20 protein-coding genes are annotated in these 18532 nt (G+C 73.0%); 9 read left to right on the plus strand and 11 right to left on the minus strand.

What is annotated here, in order from left to right; genetic code table 11:
* Positions 1-69: 69 nt before the first annotated feature.
* Together AB0K65_RS18885 and AB0K65_RS18890 are read left to right on the plus strand one after the other, a co-directional pair.
* A complete protein-coding gene (locus AB0K65_RS18885; protein ID WP_365717861.1) occupies positions 70-1878 on the plus strand; it encodes a hypothetical protein in 1809 nt (602 codons plus the stop codon).
* Positions 1879-1949: 71 nt separating this feature from the next.
* On the plus strand, positions 1950-2474 hold the full coding sequence (locus AB0K65_RS18890) for a GNAT family N-acetyltransferase (RefSeq protein ID WP_365717863.1): 525 nt from the start codon (positions 1950-1952) through the stop codon (positions 2472-2474).
* A gap of 85 nt (positions 2475-2559) precedes the next feature.
* On the opposite strand, the gene AB0K65_RS18895 is transcribed toward AB0K65_RS18890, so the two are convergent.
* From AB0K65_RS18895 to AB0K65_RS18910, 4 genes are all read right to left on the minus strand, one after another.
* Complete coding sequence (locus AB0K65_RS18895) at positions 2560-3852, minus strand: bifunctional GNAT family N-acetyltransferase/ATP-binding protein (protein ID WP_365717865.1); 1293 nt, start codon at positions 3850-3852, stop codon at positions 2560-2562.
* A gap of 295 nt (positions 3853-4147) precedes the next feature.
* Positions 4148-4501: a DUF805 domain-containing protein gene (locus AB0K65_RS18900; protein ID WP_365717867.1), complete on the minus strand. Its 354-nt coding sequence runs from the start codon at positions 4499-4501 to the stop codon at positions 4148-4150.
* Between the two features lie 217 nt (positions 4502-4718).
* Positions 4719-5078, minus strand: a complete 360-nt coding sequence (locus tag AB0K65_RS18905; protein WP_365717869.1) for an SPW repeat protein — start codon at positions 5076-5078, stop codon at positions 4719-4721.
* Positions 5079-5385: 307 nt separating this feature from the next.
* On the minus strand, positions 5386-5766 hold the full coding sequence (locus AB0K65_RS18910; RefSeq protein WP_365717871.1) for a VOC family protein: 381 nt from the start codon (positions 5764-5766) through the stop codon (positions 5386-5388).
* A gap of 348 nt (positions 5767-6114) precedes the next feature.
* Between AB0K65_RS18910 and AB0K65_RS18915 the strand changes: the two genes are divergently transcribed.
* Entirely contained in the window at positions 6115-6486 is a 372-nt protein-coding gene (locus AB0K65_RS18915) for a cupin domain-containing protein (RefSeq protein WP_365717873.1), read from the plus strand.
* A gap of 519 nt (positions 6487-7005) precedes the next feature.
* Positions 7006-7536 carry a GNAT family N-acetyltransferase gene (locus AB0K65_RS18920; protein WP_365717875.1) on the plus strand — a complete coding sequence of 177 codons (531 nt, stop codon included), beginning with the start codon at positions 7006-7008 and terminating at the stop codon, positions 7534-7536.
* A gap of 397 nt (positions 7537-7933) precedes the next feature.
* Here the strand turns inward: AB0K65_RS18920 and AB0K65_RS18925 are convergent, their stop codons facing one another.
* Positions 7934-8293, minus strand: a complete 360-nt coding sequence (locus AB0K65_RS18925; RefSeq protein ID WP_365717877.1) for a hypothetical protein — start codon at positions 8291-8293, stop codon at positions 7934-7936.
* Positions 8294-8446: 153 nt separating this feature from the next.
* Between AB0K65_RS18925 and AB0K65_RS18930 the strand changes: the two genes are divergently transcribed.
* The gene (locus tag AB0K65_RS18930) at positions 8447-9964 is read left to right on the plus strand and encodes a carboxylesterase family protein (protein WP_365717879.1); all 1518 of its coding nucleotides are present in this window, start codon (positions 8447-8449) and stop codon (positions 9962-9964) included.
* A 198-nt stretch (positions 9965-10162) separates the two neighbouring features.
* On the opposite strand, the gene AB0K65_RS18935 is transcribed toward AB0K65_RS18930, so the two are convergent.
* Positions 10163-10723 carry a type 1 glutamine amidotransferase domain-containing protein gene (locus AB0K65_RS18935; RefSeq protein ID WP_365717881.1) on the minus strand — a complete coding sequence of 187 codons (561 nt, stop codon included), beginning with the start codon at positions 10721-10723 and terminating at the stop codon, positions 10163-10165.
* Positions 10724-10839: 116 nt separating this feature from the next.
* Positions 10840-11280, minus strand: coding sequence for an OsmC family protein (locus tag AB0K65_RS18940; protein WP_365717883.1), 441 nt, complete (start codon positions 11278-11280; stop codon positions 10840-10842).
* 224 nt (positions 11281-11504) lie between these two features.
* On the opposite strand from AB0K65_RS18940, the gene AB0K65_RS18945 reads away from it, so the two are divergent.
* The gene (locus tag AB0K65_RS18945; protein ID WP_365717885.1) at positions 11505-11840 is read left to right on the plus strand and encodes a hypothetical protein; all 336 of its coding nucleotides are present in this window, start codon (positions 11505-11507) and stop codon (positions 11838-11840) included.
* On the opposite strand, the gene AB0K65_RS18950 is transcribed toward AB0K65_RS18945, so the two are convergent.
* Positions 11756-12460, minus strand: a complete 705-nt coding sequence (locus AB0K65_RS18950; protein ID WP_365717977.1) for an NAD(P)-binding domain-containing protein — start codon at positions 12458-12460, stop codon at positions 11756-11758. The two genes, AB0K65_RS18945 and AB0K65_RS18950, sit on opposite strands and share 85 nt — an antisense overlap.
* A gap of 197 nt (positions 12461-12657) precedes the next feature.
* On the opposite strand from AB0K65_RS18950, the gene AB0K65_RS18955 reads away from it, so the two are divergent.
* The 3 genes from AB0K65_RS18955 to AB0K65_RS18965 all read left to right on the plus strand — a co-directional run bounded on the left by AB0K65_RS18955 (position 12658) and on the right by AB0K65_RS18965 (position 15532).
* Positions 12658-13224, plus strand: coding sequence for a dihydrofolate reductase family protein (locus AB0K65_RS18955; protein WP_365717887.1), 567 nt, complete (start codon positions 12658-12660; stop codon positions 13222-13224).
* 216 nt (positions 13225-13440) lie between these two features.
* Positions 13441-14724, plus strand: a complete 1284-nt coding sequence (locus AB0K65_RS18960; protein WP_365717889.1) for a YncE family protein — start codon at positions 13441-13443, stop codon at positions 14722-14724.
* Between the two features lie 190 nt (positions 14725-14914).
* Positions 14915-15532: a hypothetical protein gene (locus AB0K65_RS18965; protein WP_365717891.1), complete on the plus strand. Its 618-nt coding sequence runs from the start codon at positions 14915-14917 to the stop codon at positions 15530-15532.
* Between the two features lie 79 nt (positions 15533-15611).
* Here the strand turns inward: AB0K65_RS18965 and AB0K65_RS18970 are convergent, their stop codons facing one another.
* Genes AB0K65_RS18970 through AB0K65_RS18980 form a run of 3 tightly spaced genes read right to left on the minus strand, consistent with a single transcriptional unit; the run spans position 15612 to position 18502 of the window.
* Positions 15612-16466 carry a hypothetical protein gene (locus AB0K65_RS18970; RefSeq protein ID WP_365717893.1) on the minus strand — a complete coding sequence of 285 codons (855 nt, stop codon included), beginning with the start codon at positions 16464-16466 and terminating at the stop codon, positions 15612-15614.
* Complete coding sequence (locus AB0K65_RS18975; RefSeq protein WP_365717896.1) at positions 16466-17740, minus strand: VWA domain-containing protein; 1275 nt, start codon at positions 17738-17740, stop codon at positions 16466-16468. The genes AB0K65_RS18970 and AB0K65_RS18975 overlap by 1 nt, the downstream gene beginning before the upstream one ends.
* A 45-nt stretch (positions 17741-17785) precedes the next feature.
* The gene (locus AB0K65_RS18980; RefSeq protein WP_365717898.1) at positions 17786-18502 is read right to left on the minus strand and encodes a flavodoxin family protein; all 717 of its coding nucleotides are present in this window, start codon (positions 18500-18502) and stop codon (positions 17786-17788) included.
* Positions 18503-18532: the final 30 nt, after the last annotated feature.

Consider the following 18532-nt stretch of genomic DNA (forward strand, 5'->3'; position numbering starts at 1 on the left):
GTGGTGCTTCTGGCATATGCCAACGGCCCGCCGATTATCGGCCACCCCTGCTCGGGTTACGGTGCTGCTGTGGTGAGCGACGAGGTGGACACGGTGGGGACGGCGGTGCTGCTGGCGGCCGCGCCGACGGGGCGGGGACGGGCGATGGACGCGGCGTCCGTGCTCCCGGCGCTGGCGGCGGTGCCGCCGAGCGTGCTGACCGGCACGCCCTCGGCGACGGTCGTCGAACTGGCCGACCCGCTCGACCCGCAGACCGTCCTGACCCGGCTGCGGGCGGCGGCCGCGACCCGGGGACCGCTGGCGGTCTACCTCGCGGGCCAGCTCCACCTGGACCGCCGCCAGCACCTGCCGCACCTGGCCCTCGCCCGCACCACGTCGACCACCCTGCGCTACACCGGGCTGCCATGGCACTGGCTGGCGGGCGAACTCGCGGTGCGCGGACCGGGGACGACGACGGTGGTGGCGGACCTGGTCGCGGAGCCGGAACTCTGGCAGCGGCTGACCGCCGCGCCCGGCCTCCTCTCCCTGGGGCCCGGCCCGCTGCTGTACGGCCGTGTCGCCCCGGCGCCCCGCCGCGGCGGGCCGGTGACCCCGGACTATCTCCGTGCGTTCGCCACGATCTGGCGCTCGGGCGCCCGCCCCTCGCTCGCCGACCTCCACGAGCAGGCGGCCGCCTCCGTGGCCGGCGGCGGCGAGGCGCTGCTGCTGACCCCGACGCCACTCGGGGGCCCGGCCCCGGCCCCCGTGGCCTTCGCACCACCGGCCTCGGGCAGCGCCCTGCCCCCGGCCCCCGGATGGTCCGCCGGCGCGCAGCCCGTTCCCGCGAGCCGGACGGTGCGGCTCACCACGGCCCGTACGAAGGGGGCGACCTGGCCCGTCAAGCGGCCGGCCGAGGCCGCGACGCCGACGGGAGCGCCGACCCCCGCGGTGACGGCCGAACCGGCGGCGCGGACGATGGGTGAACCGGCGGCGCCGCCGGCTCCGCTTCCGCCGATCGCGGCGGCGGCGCCGGACGCCGCCCCGCCGTCTCCGCCGTCGGCGGCGGTGCGGATCGAAGCGGTCCGGCCCGTCACCGGGGCGGCGGACGAAGCCCGTCACGCCCTCGCCGACGCGCTCCCGGCCGGCCCTCCCGACGTCGGGGTCCATCCGGCCGACCGTGCCACCGCACCCCCGGAGGCCGCGAGGGGCGGCGCGGGTTCGCCCGGTGCGCACGCGGACGCCGCCGCTGCGGACGTGCCCCCTCCGGGGCCCGATCAGGACGAGCCCCGCCCTGAGCGGGGCGGCGAGCCCATGGCCCCTGTACGGAGCGCGTCCGTACCGGCCCCGGCGTCCGGTCCCGTACCGGCCCCGGCGTCCGCTTGCGCACCGGCCCCGGCCCACGCGCCGGTCATCGGTCCCGCCCCTGCCCAGGCGCCGGTCCACGCAAGGGCATCCGCGCCCGCCGCGTCGGCCCACGTCCCGGCCGCGCCGGTCCACGACCCGCACCGTGAGATCCTCGCCGCCGCCCAGGCGGGACGGCACGGGGAGGCCGTCGCGGTCGCGGCGGCCTGGGAGCGGGAGGCGTTGCGACGGCACGGGGCACGCTCGCAGGAGGCCGTGCACTGGATGGAGGTCCGGGCCGATCTCGCGCGTCTCGCCGGGGACCCCGCCCGCAGCTGCGAGCTGTGGATCTCCGCCGCGCAGGCCCGTCTCGGACTGCGGCAGGGCCCCGGCGACCCCGATGTCGAGGGAGCCGTGGACAGGGCCCACCACCAGTGGGAGCAGATCGAGGACGTCGCCCGCGCCCGGGAACTGGGCCCCGTCCTCTATGCCTTGCGCGGAAGGGTGCCGGGCCGTCAGCCCGGGGCGCTCGCCGCACTGCGGCGCCGGATGCGCTGACCCGCCCCTACCCCGCGGCGTCGCCCGGGGCCGGGCGCGCGAGGACGCGGGGGAGTGCCATCATCGGGGGTATGGCGACCTCCTCCGCCCCGGCCGCGGGCGACAGAGCCGACAGGACGACGCTCACCACCGAGCGTCTGCTGCTGCGGCCCGTACGGGCGGGCGACGTACCGGCCGTGACGCGGTTGTGGACCGACCCCCTGGTCCGCCGCCATCTCGGAGGCCCGGTCACCGAGCAGGTCGTACGGATCCGGCAGCGGCGGGTCGTCGGCGCGCCCGGCGTCCACGCGGTGGTGCGGACGTCTGACCGGACACTGCTGGGCCTCGTCACGCTGGAGCCGGACGCCCGGGACGGGGAGACCGAGGTCTCCTACCAGTTCCTGCCCGAGCACTGGGGACACGGGTACGCCCGCGAGGCCGTCGCCGCCGCCGTCGGCAGGGCTCTGGAGAGCGCGCCGAGCGTGGTCGCGGTGACCCAGGAGGCGAACGACCGGTCCCGGCGGCTCCTGGAGGGGATCGGCATGACCCACGCCGAGTCCTTCGTCGAGTACGACGCCCACCAGGTCCTCTACCGCAAGCGTCGCGAGCCCCTCTGACCTCGGCGAGGGACCCGGACCCGAACCCGCCGGGGACCCGGAGCGCGAGCGGGCCCCCGCACGGACCGGCCGCCCGCCGACGACGTCAGAAGCGCGCGTGGGTGGTGATGTCGGACTCGAACTGCGTGATCATCTCCGGCGTCACCGTCGGCCGGCACTGGGCGATCGCCGCCAGGTAGTCCGCCGTGCTCGCGCCCGGAACCCGTTCCTCGGAACCGCCCCGCGCCCCGACCGCCACCAGGTCGCGCTCGAAGGAGTTCTGGGCGGCGATCCGGGCCGCGTGCTCGATGTCGGCCGGAGTGAACAGCTCGCTCGCCGCGACGAGTCCGTCGACGTCCACATCGGTCCTGCCCTCGGTGTAGCGCGTCCAGATCGCGGTGCGTGCCGCCTTGTCCGGCGTGCCGATCGGGATGAGGTAGTCGAAGCGTCCGGGGCGCAGGAAGGCGGGATCGAGGGAGCGGATCGAATTCGTCGCGCACACCAGGAGCCGTTCGTCGCGCTCCCGGAAGCCCGGGATGAGCTTGAGCAGTTCGTTGGTGACCCCGTGCATGCCCCCGGGCTGCGCCGGTTCGGAGCGGACCGGGGCGATCTCCTCCACCTCGTCGATGAAGACCAGGACCCGCTCCAGCTCCGCGATGCGCGCGAAGGCGGAGCGCAGTGCCGCCGCGAGGTTGCCCTCGTCGGCGAGCCGGGAGGGCAGGATCTCCACGAAGGGCCACCCGAGCCGTGAGGCGATGCCCCGCGCGAAGGTCGTCTTGCCCGTTCCCGGGGGGCCGAAGAGGCCCACCGCACGCGGCGGACGCACTCCGTGGCGCGCCGCGCGTTCCGGCTCGGCGAGGGGAAGCACGACACGTCGTTCGATCAGGTCCTTCTCCCGCTCCATGCCGGCCACCTTGCCCCACAGGTCGCCCGGGAGCAGCCGCCCGCCGAGGTCTTCGAGGAGGTTGGCGGCGGGGCCGTGCAGCGGCTCGACCTTCTCGAAGTAGGCGACGGCGGGCTGACGGGTGTAGCCGGCGTTGAGGAGCCCCTCGCCGAGCAGGTCCTCCTCCGGCAGGACGTAGGCGATCCGCCCCACCCGCGCCGCGACGAGCCGCCGCTCCAGCTCGACCAGCAGGGCGCTGGCCAGTCCGCGTCCCCGCCACGCCGAGGAGATGGCGATCCGCATCACCCAGGCCCGTTCGCCCGCCACGCAGGCCAGGGCGGCCCCGATGGGAACGCCCTGGTGGACGGCGACGACGGCCGGCTGGCGGGAGGTCAGGGCGCCGATGCACTCGGCCAGGGAGAAGACGGACTCCTGACCGAGACCGGCCGTGGTGTCGATCAGGTGGACGACCGCGGCGAGATCGCTCTCGCGGTAGTCGTGGATGAGCCAGTTCACCGGTACCGCCCCTCGTTCGTACTGATGCGGCGAGGCTAGGTGCGGCCGGTGACGCCGGTCGTGTGCCGGTGTGCACAAGGCGGAGGAGGCGAATGCTACGAACCGTCACTGGTCCGTGCCGGTCGCCCGGGGCATGCGCGCGACGGGCGGGGCCCGCCGCACCGGGAGGCGCAGGTGCGTACGGGGCATGCGCGCAAGGGACGGGCGTCCAGGGGACACGCGCCGACGGGACATGCGCGAAGCCCCCGGAAGAAGTTCTTCCGGGGGCTTCGGGGCACTGCCTGCTGCGCTGCGGTCAGTACGCGGGCGCGAGCTTCGGGTTCGGGCCGTGGGCGTTCTCGGTCTGGTTGCCCTCGCTCGCGTAGAACACGATGAGGATGATCGCGCCGACGAGCGGGATCAGACCGATGAGGATCCACCAGCCGGAGCGGCCCGTGTCGTGGAGCCGGCGGACGGAGACCGCGAGCGTCGGGATCAGCACGGCCAGCGAGTAGATCAGGCTGAGCAGCTGGATACCCAGCGCGCTGTCGATGATGGTGAGCACGATGCTGATGAGCACGCTGAAGAGCGTGAACATCCAGAATTCCTTGCGGCGCGCACGGCCGCTGAATACCGCGTACTTCTTGAGAACGTCGAGGTACCAGTTCACTTTGTCCCCCCAAGGACTGGGATGCGAGCGGGAGCCTGTCCCTGTGGAGCAAGCTTACGCAGAACTTATGTGGCTGAAACGGCGTGGGTCAATTCGTTACCTACAGAGGGGCGTTGGGCGGCGATGTGTCTGGATTTGCGCAGCCTGTGGGCCGATGCGCGAGAACGGCGTCGCATCCAGAGGATGCGACGCCGCTCGGAAGGGGATCAGGAGTTCCTCAGGTCCTTCGCTTGCTCATCAGCAGTCCGCCTGCCGTGAGCGCGAAGAGGCAGACGCACGCGCCCGTGATGACGTTGCTCACGATCGCGCCGGTGTCGGCGTCCCTGGCGACCACCCATGGGGAGATGATCATCCAGACTCCGAACAGCAGGACGGCGAGATTGAGGTCTCCCGTCCGCTCCGGGGCGATCGACATGCACAGGCCGACGACCGCGAGGGCGATGCCGACGATCAGGTTGGTGAGGGCGAGGTCCGGAGCGGCGGCCGCGAAGTGCACCGTGAAGGGAGAGATCGCGAACCAGACTCCGGCGAGGATCACCAGTTCCTCGACTGCCGTAACGCCACGGGTCTGGAGCATCCGTGAGTAACGGTCCCGCATTTCCGGTGCGTCGGGGTGGCCCCTGATATCACCGGGGCGATGAGAGACGTCAGACATACGACTCGCCTCCTTCTGGCGTCATGCACGTCCGACCATGCTTGCGACATCGTGCCGCGCTTACATTGTGCTCTTATCTGGGCCTTATGTGTAGATCTGTCCGGTCGGAGATTCGTACATAAATCAGCCGCCGAAAGTACTGCGAGAACCGCGACGTGAATGACCGTTCGGTGAATGGGTGCCGAATGGTTGCGCACGCCTTCGTATCCTCATGCGCGTGCACCCCGTGCTACCTGGCGTAAGGGCGCGTCATGATCTCCAGGTTGTGGCCGTCGGGGTCGGCGAAGTAGGCGCCCCGGCCGCCGAAGAGGTGGTTGACCCGGCCGGGATCCCGGTGGTGCGGGTCCGAGAAGTACGTCACCCCCACCACCTCCAGGCGGGCGATCATGGTGTCGAACTCCTCGTCCGGCACCAGGAACGCGTAGTGCTGGGGGACGAACGTCAGGTCCGGGTCCTCGTAGAAGTCGAGGGTGACCCGGTTTCCGGTGTCGACCGGCACGAAGGGCCCGAAGGGGGCGCCGACCTCCAGACCGAGGATCGTGGCGAGGAAGCGTGCGGAGAGGTGCTTGTCGCGGGCGTGGACGGCTGTGTGGTTGAGCTCGACAGACATGGGGGTTCCTTTCGGAGGGTGGGCGAGGGTGTGCCGGCTTCGTCTCGTCGCGCCGGCCGCGCCCGTCGCGGGCGACGTCGCGGACAACGCGGTGGCATGAGGTCGCGGTGGTCGCGACGTCCTCATGCGCGGGGAGACGGCCGAGGCGGGCCTCGCGCCCGTCCGGCGGAGCTCACGCCATGGCCGGGTGCCCTACTCGCTCGCGGCCCATGGCCGACCCGGCAGTCATGAGGATCACGCTAACCGCTGATCACCCGGAGCGGCAACGCGGTATCGGCGAGGGCCATCGGGCGTAGGCTGGAAGTGGACTCGGGGGTCTCAGTCCCACCGCCCAGGAGGCGGATGACCATGACCGGAATCGTGCGCCGGAGCTTCGACTCCGCAGACGAGACCCGCCCCTTCGAAGACGGAATGGGCCGGCTGGAACTGCTGAACACGGAACACGGCCCGGTGGGCCGCGCGGTGTTCGAGCCCGGTTGGCAGTGGACGAAGCACGTCAAGCCGATCGCCGGCACCGACAGTTGCCAGGCGTCCCACGTCGGCTATGTGCTCGGCGGCCGGATGAAGATCGTCATGGACGACGGCGAGACCCAGGAAGTGGGCCCGGGAGACTTCTTCACGGCCACTCCGGGCCACGACGCATGGGTCCTCGGCGACGAGGCGTGCGAGGTCGTGGACTGGGCCGGATTCGGCGACTACGCGGTGCGCAAGGACGGTTGACGCGCCCCGCCTCGCGCGGCCGTGCCCCGCTGCGCTCGACGTCCCCAGCCATGGACCTGTTCGTCGTGACCGAGTGCGCGAGCCCACCGCGAGGGCCGGGGGGAGTTCAGGGGCGCGGCCCCCGCATCGTCGCACGGGTGCGACGGTCCCGGACGCGTCGTGCCCCCATGCCGGCACCGCGAGCCTGACCCTCGCGGACGGGTACCGTCCGCTGAACTCCCCTTGCCGGAGGTCCCTTTCAAGCGTTCGTGGACCTCGTGGAGGAAGGGGCGAGGCAGGGAGCGGGGGAGGGAGCCCTCGTCAGCGGCCTGACGGGTCGTCGCCATGTGCGGTCACCGGCCCGCCGCCGTGAGCGGGCACCAGCCCGTCGAACCCCCGGCCGCCCCGGTGAACGGCCGTGTACCGCCCGGCCGTCGGCAGGGCGCGCCGCCAGGGGGCGACCGGAGGAGACCAGCCGGCCGCCGGCCCGCGCGATATATCCGCTGATCACGGGGGCGTTGCCCTGTTATCGTCGCCCGCATGCCCGAACTGATCGCCCCCACGGCACGCCTCCATACCTCCTGGCTCACGGCGCACGCGGAGTGGAGTCCCGAAGCCCGGCAGGACGGCGGCGGCATGCGTCTGGCGGGGGAGGACGTCCTCGCGAACCCCGACGTCTTCTCTGCCTGGGTGCGGCGGCTGCGTGAACAGGCGGACCCGGATCGGCCCCTCGCCGAGGGCTGGGTGCACGCCACCCACTGGTGGATCGTCGAGGACGACACCTATCTGGGGGCCATCGACCTGCGCCACACCCTCAACGACTTCCTGCTCCGCGCGGGGGGTCACGTCGGCTACAGCATCCGTCCCTCCGCCCGGCGCCGGGGCCTGGCGACCTGGGCGCTGGGCGCGGTGCTCCCCGAGGCCCGTGCTCTGGGCATCGAGCGACTCCTGCTGACCTGCGACGACGACAACATCGCGTCCGCGCGCACCATCGAGCGCAACGGCGGCGTCCTGGAGGACGTGCGGCAGACGGAGATCGGCCTCAAGCGGCGCTACTGGATCACGCTGTGAGCGGCACGGACGGCAGCCGTGCGGACCGCAGCGGCACGCGGCAGCGGTGCCGCGGCCGGGAGGATCGGCGGTAGCGGTACGGAACAGGGCCGGACCTCCCATGAACGCGTGAACGGCCGCGGGGTGCAGCCGGGGCGGGAGAGGTACGGGCGCCGATGCCTCCGGTCTGACGGGGCGCTCCGACGGCCGGAAGCCGGCGAGGTCCGCGAGGTCCCCGGGGAGCTCGATGTCCGCGAGGCCCGCGAGCCGAACGACGGGCGACGAGCGACAGGCGACGAACGGCGAACGGCGAACGGCGAAACGACGGGCGACGAACGAGAGGCGACGAACGGAACGCCGAAACGACGGGCGCCGGAAGACGAACGACCGGCCGTGCACCCGCCCCGCCGTGCGGCTGTCAGATGTAGGCGTCGGTCATGCAGTCCGCGGCGTAGTCGCCCCGCTCGTACTGACACCGCAGAGCGGCCGCCGCCCGCGGCCGATCGACGTCGTCCTGCCCGAAGTGCTCCCGTGCCACGCGCACCACGTCCTCAACCGTCACGATGGCCGGCTCGCCGGGGCCGGCCGCGCCGCGAGCCGTGGCGATCGCCAGATCGGCTGCACGCAGCAGCGCCCGCGCGGCCCTCCGCTCGGCCACCGCTCGGGCCCGCTCCGCGGACAGCGGCTGCACCGCGCGCCCCCTCCGCAGCACGCCCACCGCGATCAGGGCCGTACCACCCGCCACGATCAGAACACCGACCGCCGTGTCAGCGCTCATCCCCACGCACCCGCCCCCGCTCTCCTCGTGCCTCGCGCACCCGGTTTACCCGAGCGGAGGAGGCGGCACACGACAGGTGTCTTGACATGGTCAAGTTACACGTGTCACCTTGCGATCGTCCCTCAGCGCGCTGTCCGGCCAGGAAGGCTCCCCATGTCCGCTCCGACCTCCCCGCGTCCCCCGGCCGCCACGCCCGCCTCCGCCTCGCGGAGCGCGGACGCCGTGGTCGTCGCCACCGGCAGCGGGCCCGTGCGCGGTGAGCGCCGCGCGGACGACAGCATCCGCTTCCTGGGTGTCCCGTACGCGCGGCCCCCCGTCGGGGACCTGCGGTTCGCCGCGCCCGTGCCGCCCGAGCCGTGGACCGAGCCCTTCGACGCCACCGCCTACGGCCCGACGGCGCAGCGCCGTCCCTTCGCGGACGTCACCACCATCCCCGAGCCGTCGGTCCCAGGAGCCGGCGTGCTCAATCTGAACGTCTTCACCCCCTCCACGGAGCCCGCCACTCCGCTGCCGGTCCTCGTCTGGATCCACGGCGGCGGTTACGTCGCCGGCTCGGCGGCCAGCCCCTGGTACGACGGGGCGGCCTTCAACCGCGACGGTGTCGTGCTGGTCTCCGTGGGCTACCGCCTCGGCATCGAGGGCTTCCTCCATCTCGACGGCGCACCGGACAACCGCGGGGTACGCGACTGGATCGCCGCCCTGGAGTGGGTGAGGGACAACATCGCCCGCTTCGGGGGCGACCCGTCCCAGGTGACCATCGCCGGCCAGTCGGCGGGCGGTGGCGCGGTGCAGACCCTGCTGGCGGTGCCCGCGGCCCGGACGCTCTTCCGCGCGGCGATCTCCGTCTCGGGAGCGGTGATGCGGCCCGACGGCCCCGAGGTCGCGCGGGCCGTGTCCCGGCTCTTCACCTCACGGACCGGAGTCCCCGCCACGGCGGCCGCGTTGCGCGATCTGAGCGACGACGAACTCCTCGATCTGCAGGGCCGCCTGGGGGAGTCCGGTCCCGACCGTGCGGGCCTGCCCCCGCTGCTGTCGCTGGCGCCGTTCGCGGACGGCGAGCTGATCCCCGCGCCGGTCCTCGGGGCGCTCACCTCCGGCGGCGCGGGCACTGATGTTCCGCTGATGCTCGGCTTCACCGCGCACGAGTTCAACGCCTTCCCCGCGCCGGGGCCCGAGGGCCCGCCCGTACCGGTGATGCTCGGCGCCCTCGGGCTCGACGCGGCCGGGGTGGAGCGCTTCGTCGCGGCGTACGCGGACGGTGCGGGGGACGAGGGCCAGGACCGGCTCTTCGGGCAGGCGCTGACCGACACCACCTTCCGCGCCCCGTCCCTGGCCGTGGCCGATGCCCGCGCGGAGCGCGAACGGCCGACGTGGCTCTATGAGTTCAGGTGGGCTTCCCCCGTCAACGGCATGGCCTTCCACTGTCTCGACCTGCCGTTCGCGTTCGACCTGCTCGATGCCGAGGGCGTCACGGCGGCCGCGGGAGAGGCGCCGCCGCGCGCGCTGGCCGACGCGATGCACCGGGCCTGGGTCGCGTTCGTACGGGACCGGGACCCGGGCGAACAGTGGCCGCGCTATGCCGTGCCGGACCGGGCCACCATGGTCTGGGACGCGGAAGCACGGGTGGAGAGCGACCCTCTGCGTCAGGTCCGTGAGATCTGGCAGCGCTGACCCGGCGGCCACCTCCGGTATCTGCCGGCCCGCCTCGTCCGGAGGCCGGATGCCGGACGCCGGGCACGTCCGGCCCGCTGACGTCGGCGGGCCGGGGGCGACGGCAGACACCGCGTCGCCCCCGGCCCGGTCCGAGGGGTGTGGAGGACGGTCCGGTCACCAGTTGCCGGCGCAGGGGTCCTCGCGCACGATTCCGGCTCAGGACGCCGTCGCCCCGAGGGCCTCGATGATGGCCTCGGAGAAGGGCTCCAGATCGCCGGGATTCCGCGATGTGATCAGCCGGAATCCTTCGGACGTATCGACGGCCACCTGCCGGTCCACCCAGTTGCCGCCCGCGTTCGTCACGTCGGTGCGCAGCGAGGGGTACGACGTGAGTTCGCGGCCCTTGACCAGGCCGCTCTCGACGAGCAGCCAGGGCCCGTGACAGATCGCCGCGACCGGCTTGCCCGCCTCGGCGAACGACGCCACCAGCCGGCACGCCGTCTCGTCCATCCGCAGATTGTCGGCGTTGACGGTGCCGCCGGGAATGACGACCGCGTCGAAACGGTCGGCCGACATCTCGCCGTACGTCGTGTCCGGAAGCACCCTCTCGCCCGGCTTGCGGTCGGACACCAGGGTCTCCACCGGCTCCGCCTTCTGGGCCGCCACGGTCACCCGTGCGCCCGCGTCGCGGAGCGCCGCCACCGGCTTCTTCAGTTCGTCCTGCTCCGTCCCGTAGTTCGTCGTCATGACGAGCACGCGCTTTCCGTCCAGGGTCACGGCCGTCTCCTCCTTGTTTCATGGCCTTGGCGTCACCCTTTGCGTGTCACCCCCTGACGCGATCCCAAACCGGGACACTTCGGAAGCGAGGGTCCGGCCCCCGGCCGTCCCCGACGTCAGCCGGCCGTCAATCCGATCGTGCCGTCCGGCAGGACCGCCTCCACCGTCGCGCCGTGTTCCACGGTCCTGCTCACCGTGCAGTGCTTCTCGTGCGTCAGCCGCACGCCGCGGGCGAAGACCTCGGCGGCCTTCGGATTGCTGTCCGGAAGCTCGAACTCGTAACTGACCCTGATCCGGCCCACCCGCCCGTCGTCCTCCGGGCCCGAGACCGACTCCACCATGATCCGCAGGTCGTCGTGGTCCACCGCGCGCGCCGTGCGGTCGATGACGAGACCGCCGCACCCGCCCATCGCCGCGAGGAGCAGCTCGACGGGGGTGAAGGACGGCTGCGTGGTGTCGTCGTCCGCGGCACCGATCCGCACCTCGGCACCCCGGTCGTTGCGGGCGGTCCAGTCGCGGTAGCCGTTGCGGACGGTCTCGATGCGGTAGTCGGCCATGACGGCGGTGCTCCTCGGCTCGGGGTTCGATACGGTCGACGGCCCACGCAACCCCACGCGTCGTGGGCGGCCAAGGGGACGCGCCGGTCCGGCGCCCGGCCTGGCGGCGAGGCCGCGCGGAGGATCCGGACGGCCTGGCGCGTCCCCGCGTGAGTAGGTGCGCACGCGTGAACTGAGTACGGCGCCCGATACCCGGCCCCGGTCCGCGCTGGTGGAATCGGGGCATGACCTCGGAGACCCGGCGCAACCGCCGCATGCAGCACGTCGCGACGACCGGCTCGGCGCTGGCCGTGGCGATCGTTCCCCTGGTCGTCGGCGTCCTGGTCGCCAAGTCGGTCGGCGCCGACCCGATGGCCCCGGTGAACGCGCTGATCACCAGTGGAGGGCAGCGGGCCAGGCTCTCCCGCTCCCAGCTGCGCACCTGCTCGGACCGGGTGCTCCGCAGAGCCGGCGCCCGGACGCGGCGCCCCGCCGGTCAGCCGCGGAAGGACGCGGGGCGCTCCGGCGAGGCCTCCGCGAGGGCCTTCGTCACGGCCTCGACTCCGCCCCGCAGGCCGTAGACCGGGGTGTCGGGCTGCTGGCGCCAGGAGTCGTCGATGCCGCCGGCGTCGACCGTGTCGAAGCCGAGTTCGTCGATGAGGGCCCGTATCTTCCGCTTGGCCGCCTCGTCGTCACCCGCCACGGGGAGCGCGATCCGCTCCGGGTCTCCGGCGGGGCGCGGCTTGTCGAGGATGTCGGCGGCATAGGTGCCGTTGAAGGCCTTCACGACGGCGTGGCCCACGTGCCGCTCGGTCCAGCGGCTCTCGGTCAGACCCTCGTCCTCGATGGCGGCGATGCGGCCGTCCCGCTCACGGGGGTAGTAGTTGCCGGTGTCGAGGACGGCGAATCCGTCCGCGGCGCCGTCGAAGAGACCGGCGGGAAGGTCGGGTACCGCCTTGAGCGGGACGGTGACCACGACGACCTCGGCGCCGCGCGCCGCCTCGGAGACGGGCACGGGCGTCGCCCCGGTCTCCTCCGCGAGGGCGCTGAGGGTCTGCGGACCGCGGGAGTTGGCGACGGACACGTCGTGGCCGAGTGCGGTGAGCCGCCGGGTGAGGTTGCCGCCGATGTTGCCCGCGCCGATGATGCCGATCTTCATGGAGCTTCCTTCCGAACCGGGTGCGGCCGAGTGCCACGCCAGGCCAGAACTGCCGGGCCTGTGCACCTATTCCCCGCCGTCCGCCGGAGATTGAGCGGGGGGATGGGGAGGATCACCCGACGCGGGAGGCGTGGCACGCCCCCGTCGGCGCGGCGTGCGGCTACTGTCGGCCGCGCGCCGGATCACGACCGCGGTCGGCGGTGCGCGCCGGACCGGAGCGAGGAGAGGGAGACCGAGCCGTGGCGAGAAAGATCATCCTGTACATGTCGGTCTCGCTCGACGGCTACATGGAGGGGCCGGACCGTTCGATCGACTGGCACACGGTCGACGCGGAGCTGCACCGCCACTTCAACGAGGAGCTGGCCGCGGCGGGCGGCTTCATCGACGGCCGGGTGACCTACGAGCTGATGCAGGACTTCTGGCCCACCGCCGACAAGGATCCCGCGAGCACCCCGGAGATGGTCGAGTTCGCCGAGATCTGGCGCACGAAACCCAAGATCGTCTACTCCACGACCCTGGAGCACGCCGACGGCGACACCACGATCGTGCGGAGCGTCGACCCTGACGAGGTCCGTGCGCTCAAGGAGGAGCCGGGCGGTGATCTGGCGCTCGGCGGGGCGGACCTGGCGGCCGCGTTCGCGGAGCACGACCTGATCGACGGGTACCACCTCTGCGTCCATCCCGTCCTTCTGGGACGCGGCAAGCCCCTCTTCCCCGGTACGGACACCCCCACCTCCCTCCGCCTCGTGGGGACCCGGACCTTCGGCACAGGCGTGGTGCTCCTGCGCTACGAACGGGACCGCTAGGACGTGTCCGGAAGGTCTTTCCCGGGCCGCGCCCTTCGGGCGGTCGCCGGTGCTTTCCGGACACTCGCCGGCAGGCGTCGCGCGGACGCGTTCCGCACGGACTCTTGTGGCGGGAGCGACAACTGCCTACTTTCGAGTAACTCGACTTACTCGGAGTAACTCGCTCTCGCCGCAAGGGCGTCGGTGCCCCGCGACGGCCTCCTGGAAGGAACACGGATGTCTGCTCCCCGCCCGGGCCGCGGCGCACGCCGCCTCCTGCTCGGCTCCCTCGCCGCCGCCCTCGCGCTGGCCGTCGGCAGCGGCTCGACCGTGGCCGCGGCCCCGGGCGGCTCCGGCGCCACGGCGGCCGCCGGCCTGCGGGAGGTCATGTTCGTCGGCAACAACTGGGACGGCACGGCCGACGTCATCGAAGCCGGCGGCGACTTCCGGCGGATCGCCCGGATCGACGTGGTCCCCGACCGCGAGCGGCGGATGTGGGAGATCGGCCTCAACCCCGTGAAGCTGGCGTTCTTCCTGGGCGTGCGGCAGGGACCCGGCGAGGGACACGACCAGCTGGTCGACGACATGTACGCCACGCCCGACGGCACGGCCATGGTCGTCTCCCGCCCCAGCTTCGCCGACGTCGTCTCCATCGACCTGCGTACCGGAGCGATCAACTGGCGCTTCCCCGTCTCGGGCTTCCGCTCCGACCACATGGCGGTCTCACCCGACGGCACCCGCGTCGCCGTCTCCGCCTCCACGTCCAACACCGTGCACGTCCTGGACATCGTCACCGGCAAGCAGGTCGGCTCGTTCGCCACCGGCGACAAGCCCCACGAGAACGTCTTCAGCGCCGACGGCCGGTACCTCTGGAACATGGCCATCGGCGAGGTCACCACCGCACTGGACGAGCCGTGGCTCGACTGGACCAAGGGCGACCGCCGCATCACCGTCGTCGACACCCGCACCTTCGAGACCGTACGCGTGGTCGACATGCGCGCACGCCTCGACGCCTTCGGCCGGAAGGACCTGTCCGACGCCGTACGGCCCGTGGCCCTCACCCCCGACGAGTCCACGCTGTACTTCCAGGTCTCCTTCTTCAACGGCTTCGTCGAGTACGACGTCGTCGCCGACCGGATCACCAGGGTCAAGGAACTCCCCAAGAACCCCGCGACCGACCCCGATCGCACGGCCTGGGTCAACGACTCCCGCCACCACGGCATGTCGATGAGCCCCGACGGCAGCCGTCTGTGCGTGGCCGGCACCATGGACGACTACGCCACCGTCGTGGACCGCGCGACCCTCCAGGAGGGGCCGCTGGTCGAGGCGTCCAAGCCCTACTGGGCGACCGTCAGCGGCGACGGCCGCTCCTGCGTCATCTCCGAGAGCGGCGCGGACCGGGTCACGGCCATCGACTTCGCCACCGGCCGCAAGGTCGCCAGCGTCCCCGTCGGCGACCACCCGCAGCGCGTCCGGCTCGCCCGTGTGCCCGCCGGCTGGACCGGCCCGACCACGCGCTGACACCTCCCGCCGCGCCCGTCCCGCCCGCGCGGCACGGTGACGCCGGACGGTGGGCGCGGGCGGGGCGCGGAAGCGCGCACGTCGGCCGGCAGGCGCTCCCGAAGGCCGTGCGCCCGGCGCGCGGAGGCACACGGCCGCGCCCGGGCGTACCGGAGGAGTACCCCCGGGGCCGACGGGAAGTGTCCCCGCCGTGAACCAGGACGAGCCGACACGGCCCCCTCACGAGCCCCTGCTGCGCACGACGTCGTTCACACCGGAGGACGAGGCGAGACACCGTCAGGACTTCCTGGCGGGAACGGTGTTCGTCGCCGCCGCCGGCACCATGGCGGCGGGCGTCGGGGCGGTCCTCGAACCCCTGGACCCGCTCTTCGTCGTCTACGTCCACGAGGACGAGCGGACCTTCGGCGCCGCACCGCAACTGCGGGAGGCGTTCGCGCTCCTCGACCGGGCCGGCGCCGCCGACACGTACGGCCGGATGGAGATCGCCACCGGCTGGTCCGGCATGGGCGGCCGCGACCCGCTGCTCAAACTGCACCTGCGGTTCCCCGGCCCGCGCCCCTCGGCCGGTGCGGCCGAACTGGTCCTGCCCGGCAGGCGGTACGCCGCGGTGTGGCAGCACGTCGTCGACGGCGGGCTCATCGGCATCAGCTCGCAGGAGCGGATGGCGCGAGCCGTCCGCGGGCCCGAGGCCTCCTTCGCCGACGGCATCGACGCCTGCGTCCTGCTCGCCACCGGCAGCTCGCCCGTGCTCGACCGGTTCATCGACGCCTACGGCTGGCCCCGCCGCGCACGCTCGACCCCGTGCTGAGCGGCGGCCACGGCCCCCCACGCAAGGGGCCACGGCCCCCGCGCGAGGGGCCGTGGCCATCCGGCGGGCGGCGCCCCGGTCAGGCGGCCGGCGGCACCCGCGACGGGCGGCCGGAGCCGCGGGTCAGGGAGTAGCCGCCGATCCCGGCGAGCGCGCCGAGCAGTCCGCCCACCGCCGTCCACACCCAGCGGTCGGACCACCAGCCGGAGGACCAGCCGTCCTCGGGGGCCCGCGTCTCGACCGGCGACGGCCTGGACGCGTCGGCGTCCGCTTCGGCCACGTCCTCGGTGGTGGCGCCCGGCACCAGCGGGGCGGCCAGCGAACCGCCGCCCGCGACAGCGCCGCCCCGCTCGACCGAGACCGCCCGCACCTTCGTCGTGAACGGCTGGCCGAGGTCGTCCTCCGGAAGACCGGTCACCGTCAGCCGCACGTAGTAACTGCCCGGCAGCGGGTCCTCGTCCCATGTCTCGGCCCAGGAGCGGACCGTGCGCAGCGTGCAGGACAGCTCCACGGTCGCGGCCTCCCGCACGGCGACCCGGGACTGCATGCCGTACATGCACGGCTGACGGCGGCGCAGGCCGTCGTAGACGTCGATGCGCCAGGTCGAGGCACCGTGCCGGGCGGCCGGCTCGGGCAGGGTCACCGAGGCCGTCACCGTCGGCCGCTGCCCGCTGTCGGCGGGGAACACCCAGTAGAGGTAGTCGCCCGTGGAGGCCTCGGCCGTGGCCTGCTGCCCCTGCCGGAACGGGGCGGCCGTGCGGAAGGTGGTGCCCGCCTCCGTCGGACCCGCCTCGGGGGCGCCCCCGTCGGTCGGCGTGGCCGTCGCGTCCGCCCCGTCGCCCGGGGACGGGGAGTCGGCCAGGGCGAGTCCGGGGGTGCCGAGGAGAGCGGCGCCGGTCAGCAGGACGGTGGTCAGCGTGCGTACGGTACGCATCAGTTGGTCCTCCAGACGGCGACGCGCCAGCGGGACAGCCAGCCCCACAGCAGACCGCCCACGAAACCGGCCGGTACCAGCACTCCGAGCAGCCACCAGCCGCGCCCGAGGCCGAAGGCGGCCACGTCGGACGCCTCGTCGGGCGCGTCGACCACGTCGACGGCCAGTTCGATCGGCATTCCGGGCGTGGTCTTCACCGAGGGGGGCGCCGAGAAGGAGTTGCCGACCTGGAGACACACGGTCTCCGCGGCCGGCTTGACGTCCCCGTCGACATCCTCGAGCGGCGGCTTGGGGTAGCGCAGACCGGTCGAGATGACGTCCGTCCGTCCGTCGCCCGCCTCCGAGCCGCGGACGATCTCCCGGCCGCGCACGGTCACCGCGCGCAACAGGACGCCGTAGTCGTCGTTCACCGCGCGGTCGGCGGAGATGCTCACCGAGGCGCGCAGCTCCTGCCCGGGCAGGACGTCCACGCGGTACCAGCGGTGCTGTCCGAAGGTCTCGCGGTCGGTGTAGAGGCCGGGCGTGAGCGTCGGGGCGTCGGCGCACGTCCCGGTACCGTCGGTGGCGACGGGAGTGACGACCGGGTCGGCCGCTCGGTCGACCAACTGCCGCACGCGCTTGGAGAGTTCCTCGGTGTGCCGGACCGAGGTGTAGGTGCCGCCGGTCGCCTCCGCGATGCAGGTGAGCTGCTGGCGGATCTTGGCGTTCGGCACCAGACCGAGGGTGTCGATGGTCAGGTGGATGCCCTTGGCGGCGATGTCACGCGCCACCTCGCAGGGGTCGAGCGGGGCGCAGGTGTCCTCCCCGTCCGTGATGAGCACGATCCGGCGGGTGGCGTCACCGCCCTTGAGGTCCTCGGCCGCGCCCAGCAGGGCGGGCCCGATCGGGGTCCAGCCGGTGGGCGCGAGCGTGGCGACGGCCGTCTTCGCCTCGGTCCGGTCGAGCGGGCCGACGGGGTAGAGCTGCCGGGTGTCCTCGCACCCCTTCTTGCGGTCCTGGCCCGGGTAGTCGGCGCCCAGGGTGCGTATGCCGAGCTGTACCTCCTCCGGTACCGCGTCGAGCACCTCGTTGAAGGCCTGCTTGGCGGCCGCCATCCGGGACTGGCCGTCGATGTCGCGCGCCCGCATCGAGCCGCTGACGTCGAGCACCAGCTCGACCTTGGGGGATTCCTTGGCCGCCGGTTCGTCGGCGGCGGCGCCTGACGGGACGAGCCCGACGGCCAGGGCGGCGAGCAGAGCGCACGCCCCGGTCGCCAGCCGTTTTCTCGTGATCATCTGCCGGATCGTAGGGATGATCGTCCGACAAGCCAAACGGGAGTGTCAGCGGTGCTCGGGATTGGGGAAGTCGGCGCGGCAGCCCGCGTCCCAGGCGGTGCGCTGGTTGCCGTGCGCGGGGATGCCGCCGGCCGCCTTGACCATTGCCGCGAGGTGCATCAGGTTCCACGCCATGAACGAGGTGTTCCGGTTGGTGAAGTCGTTCTCGGGACCGCCCGAACCGGGGTCCAGATAGGACGGCCCGGGGCCCGCCTCGCCGATCCAGCCCGCGTCCGCCTGCGGCGGGATGACGTAGCCCAGGTGCTGGAGGCTGTAGAGGACGTTCATCGCGCAGTGCTTGATCCCGTCCTCGTTCCCCGTGATCAGGCAGCCGCCCACACGGCCGTAGAAGGCGTACTGGCCCTCCTCGTTGAGCAGACTGGAACACGCGTACAGCCGCTCGATGACGCGCTTCATCACCGAACTGTTGTCGCCGAGCCAGATGGGACCGCACAGCACCAGGATGTCCGCGTCCATCACCCGCCCGTACAGCTCCGGCCAGGCGTCGGACTCCCATCCGTGCTCTGTCATGTCCGGCCACACCCCGGTCGCGATGTCGAGGTCGGCCGGCCGCACCAGCGCCGTCGCCACGCCCTGCGCCTCCATCACGGCCCGGCTGCGCTCGATCAGCCCCTCCGTGTTGCTCACCTCGGGGGAGCGCTTCAGCGTGCAGTTGAGGTACAGGGCGCGCAGGTCGTCGTAACGGTACGCAGTCGCCGGCATCGGCCGTCTCCTCGCGGGTGGGGGTACCGG

Source organism: Streptomyces sp. NPDC053755, from assembly GCF_040677675.1.
Lineage (GTDB): Bacteria > Actinomycetota > Actinomycetes > Streptomycetales > Streptomycetaceae > Streptomyces.

Excerpts from the sequence above, each read along its gene's own strand:
- AB0K65_RS18910 (WP_365717871.1), bottom strand. The coding sequence starts at position 5,766 with ATGTCTGTCGAGCTCAACCACACAGCCGTCCACGCCCGCGACAAGCAC.
- AB0K65_RS18970 (WP_365717893.1), bottom strand. The coding sequence starts at position 16,466 with ATGCGTACCGTACGCACGCTGACCACCGTCCTGCTGACCGGCGCCGCT.
- AB0K65_RS18930 (WP_365717879.1), top strand. The coding sequence starts at position 8,447 with ATGTCCGCTCCGACCTCCCCGCGTCCCCCGGCCGCCACGCCCGCCTCC.
- AB0K65_RS18915 (WP_365717873.1), top strand. The coding sequence starts at position 6,115 with ATGACCGGAATCGTGCGCCGGAGCTTCGACTCCGCAGACGAGACCCGC.
- AB0K65_RS18925 (WP_365717877.1), bottom strand. The coding sequence starts at position 8,293 with ATGAGCGCTGACACGGCGGTCGGTGTTCTGATCGTGGCGGGTGGTACG.
- AB0K65_RS18975 (WP_365717896.1), bottom strand. The coding sequence starts at position 17,740 with ATGATCACGAGAAAACGGCTGGCGACCGGGGCGTGCGCTCTGCTCGCC.
- AB0K65_RS18940 (WP_365717883.1), bottom strand. The coding sequence starts at position 11,280 with ATGGCCGACTACCGCATCGAGACCGTCCGCAACGGCTACCGCGACTGG.
- AB0K65_RS18980 (WP_365717898.1), bottom strand. The coding sequence starts at position 18,502 with ATGCCGGCGACTGCGTACCGTTACGACGACCTGCGCGCCCTGTACCTC.
- AB0K65_RS18890 (WP_365717863.1), top strand. The coding sequence starts at position 1,950 with ATGGCGACCTCCTCCGCCCCGGCCGCGGGCGACAGAGCCGACAGGACG.
- AB0K65_RS18905 (WP_365717869.1), bottom strand. The coding sequence starts at position 5,078 with ATGCTCCAGACCCGTGGCGTTACGGCAGTCGAGGAACTGGTGATCCTC.
- AB0K65_RS18960 (WP_365717889.1), top strand. The coding sequence starts at position 13,441 with ATGTCTGCTCCCCGCCCGGGCCGCGGCGCACGCCGCCTCCTGCTCGGC.
- AB0K65_RS18920 (WP_365717875.1), top strand. The coding sequence starts at position 7,006 with ATGCCCGAACTGATCGCCCCCACGGCACGCCTCCATACCTCCTGGCTC.
- AB0K65_RS18945 (WP_365717885.1), top strand. The coding sequence starts at position 11,505 with ATGACCTCGGAGACCCGGCGCAACCGCCGCATGCAGCACGTCGCGACG.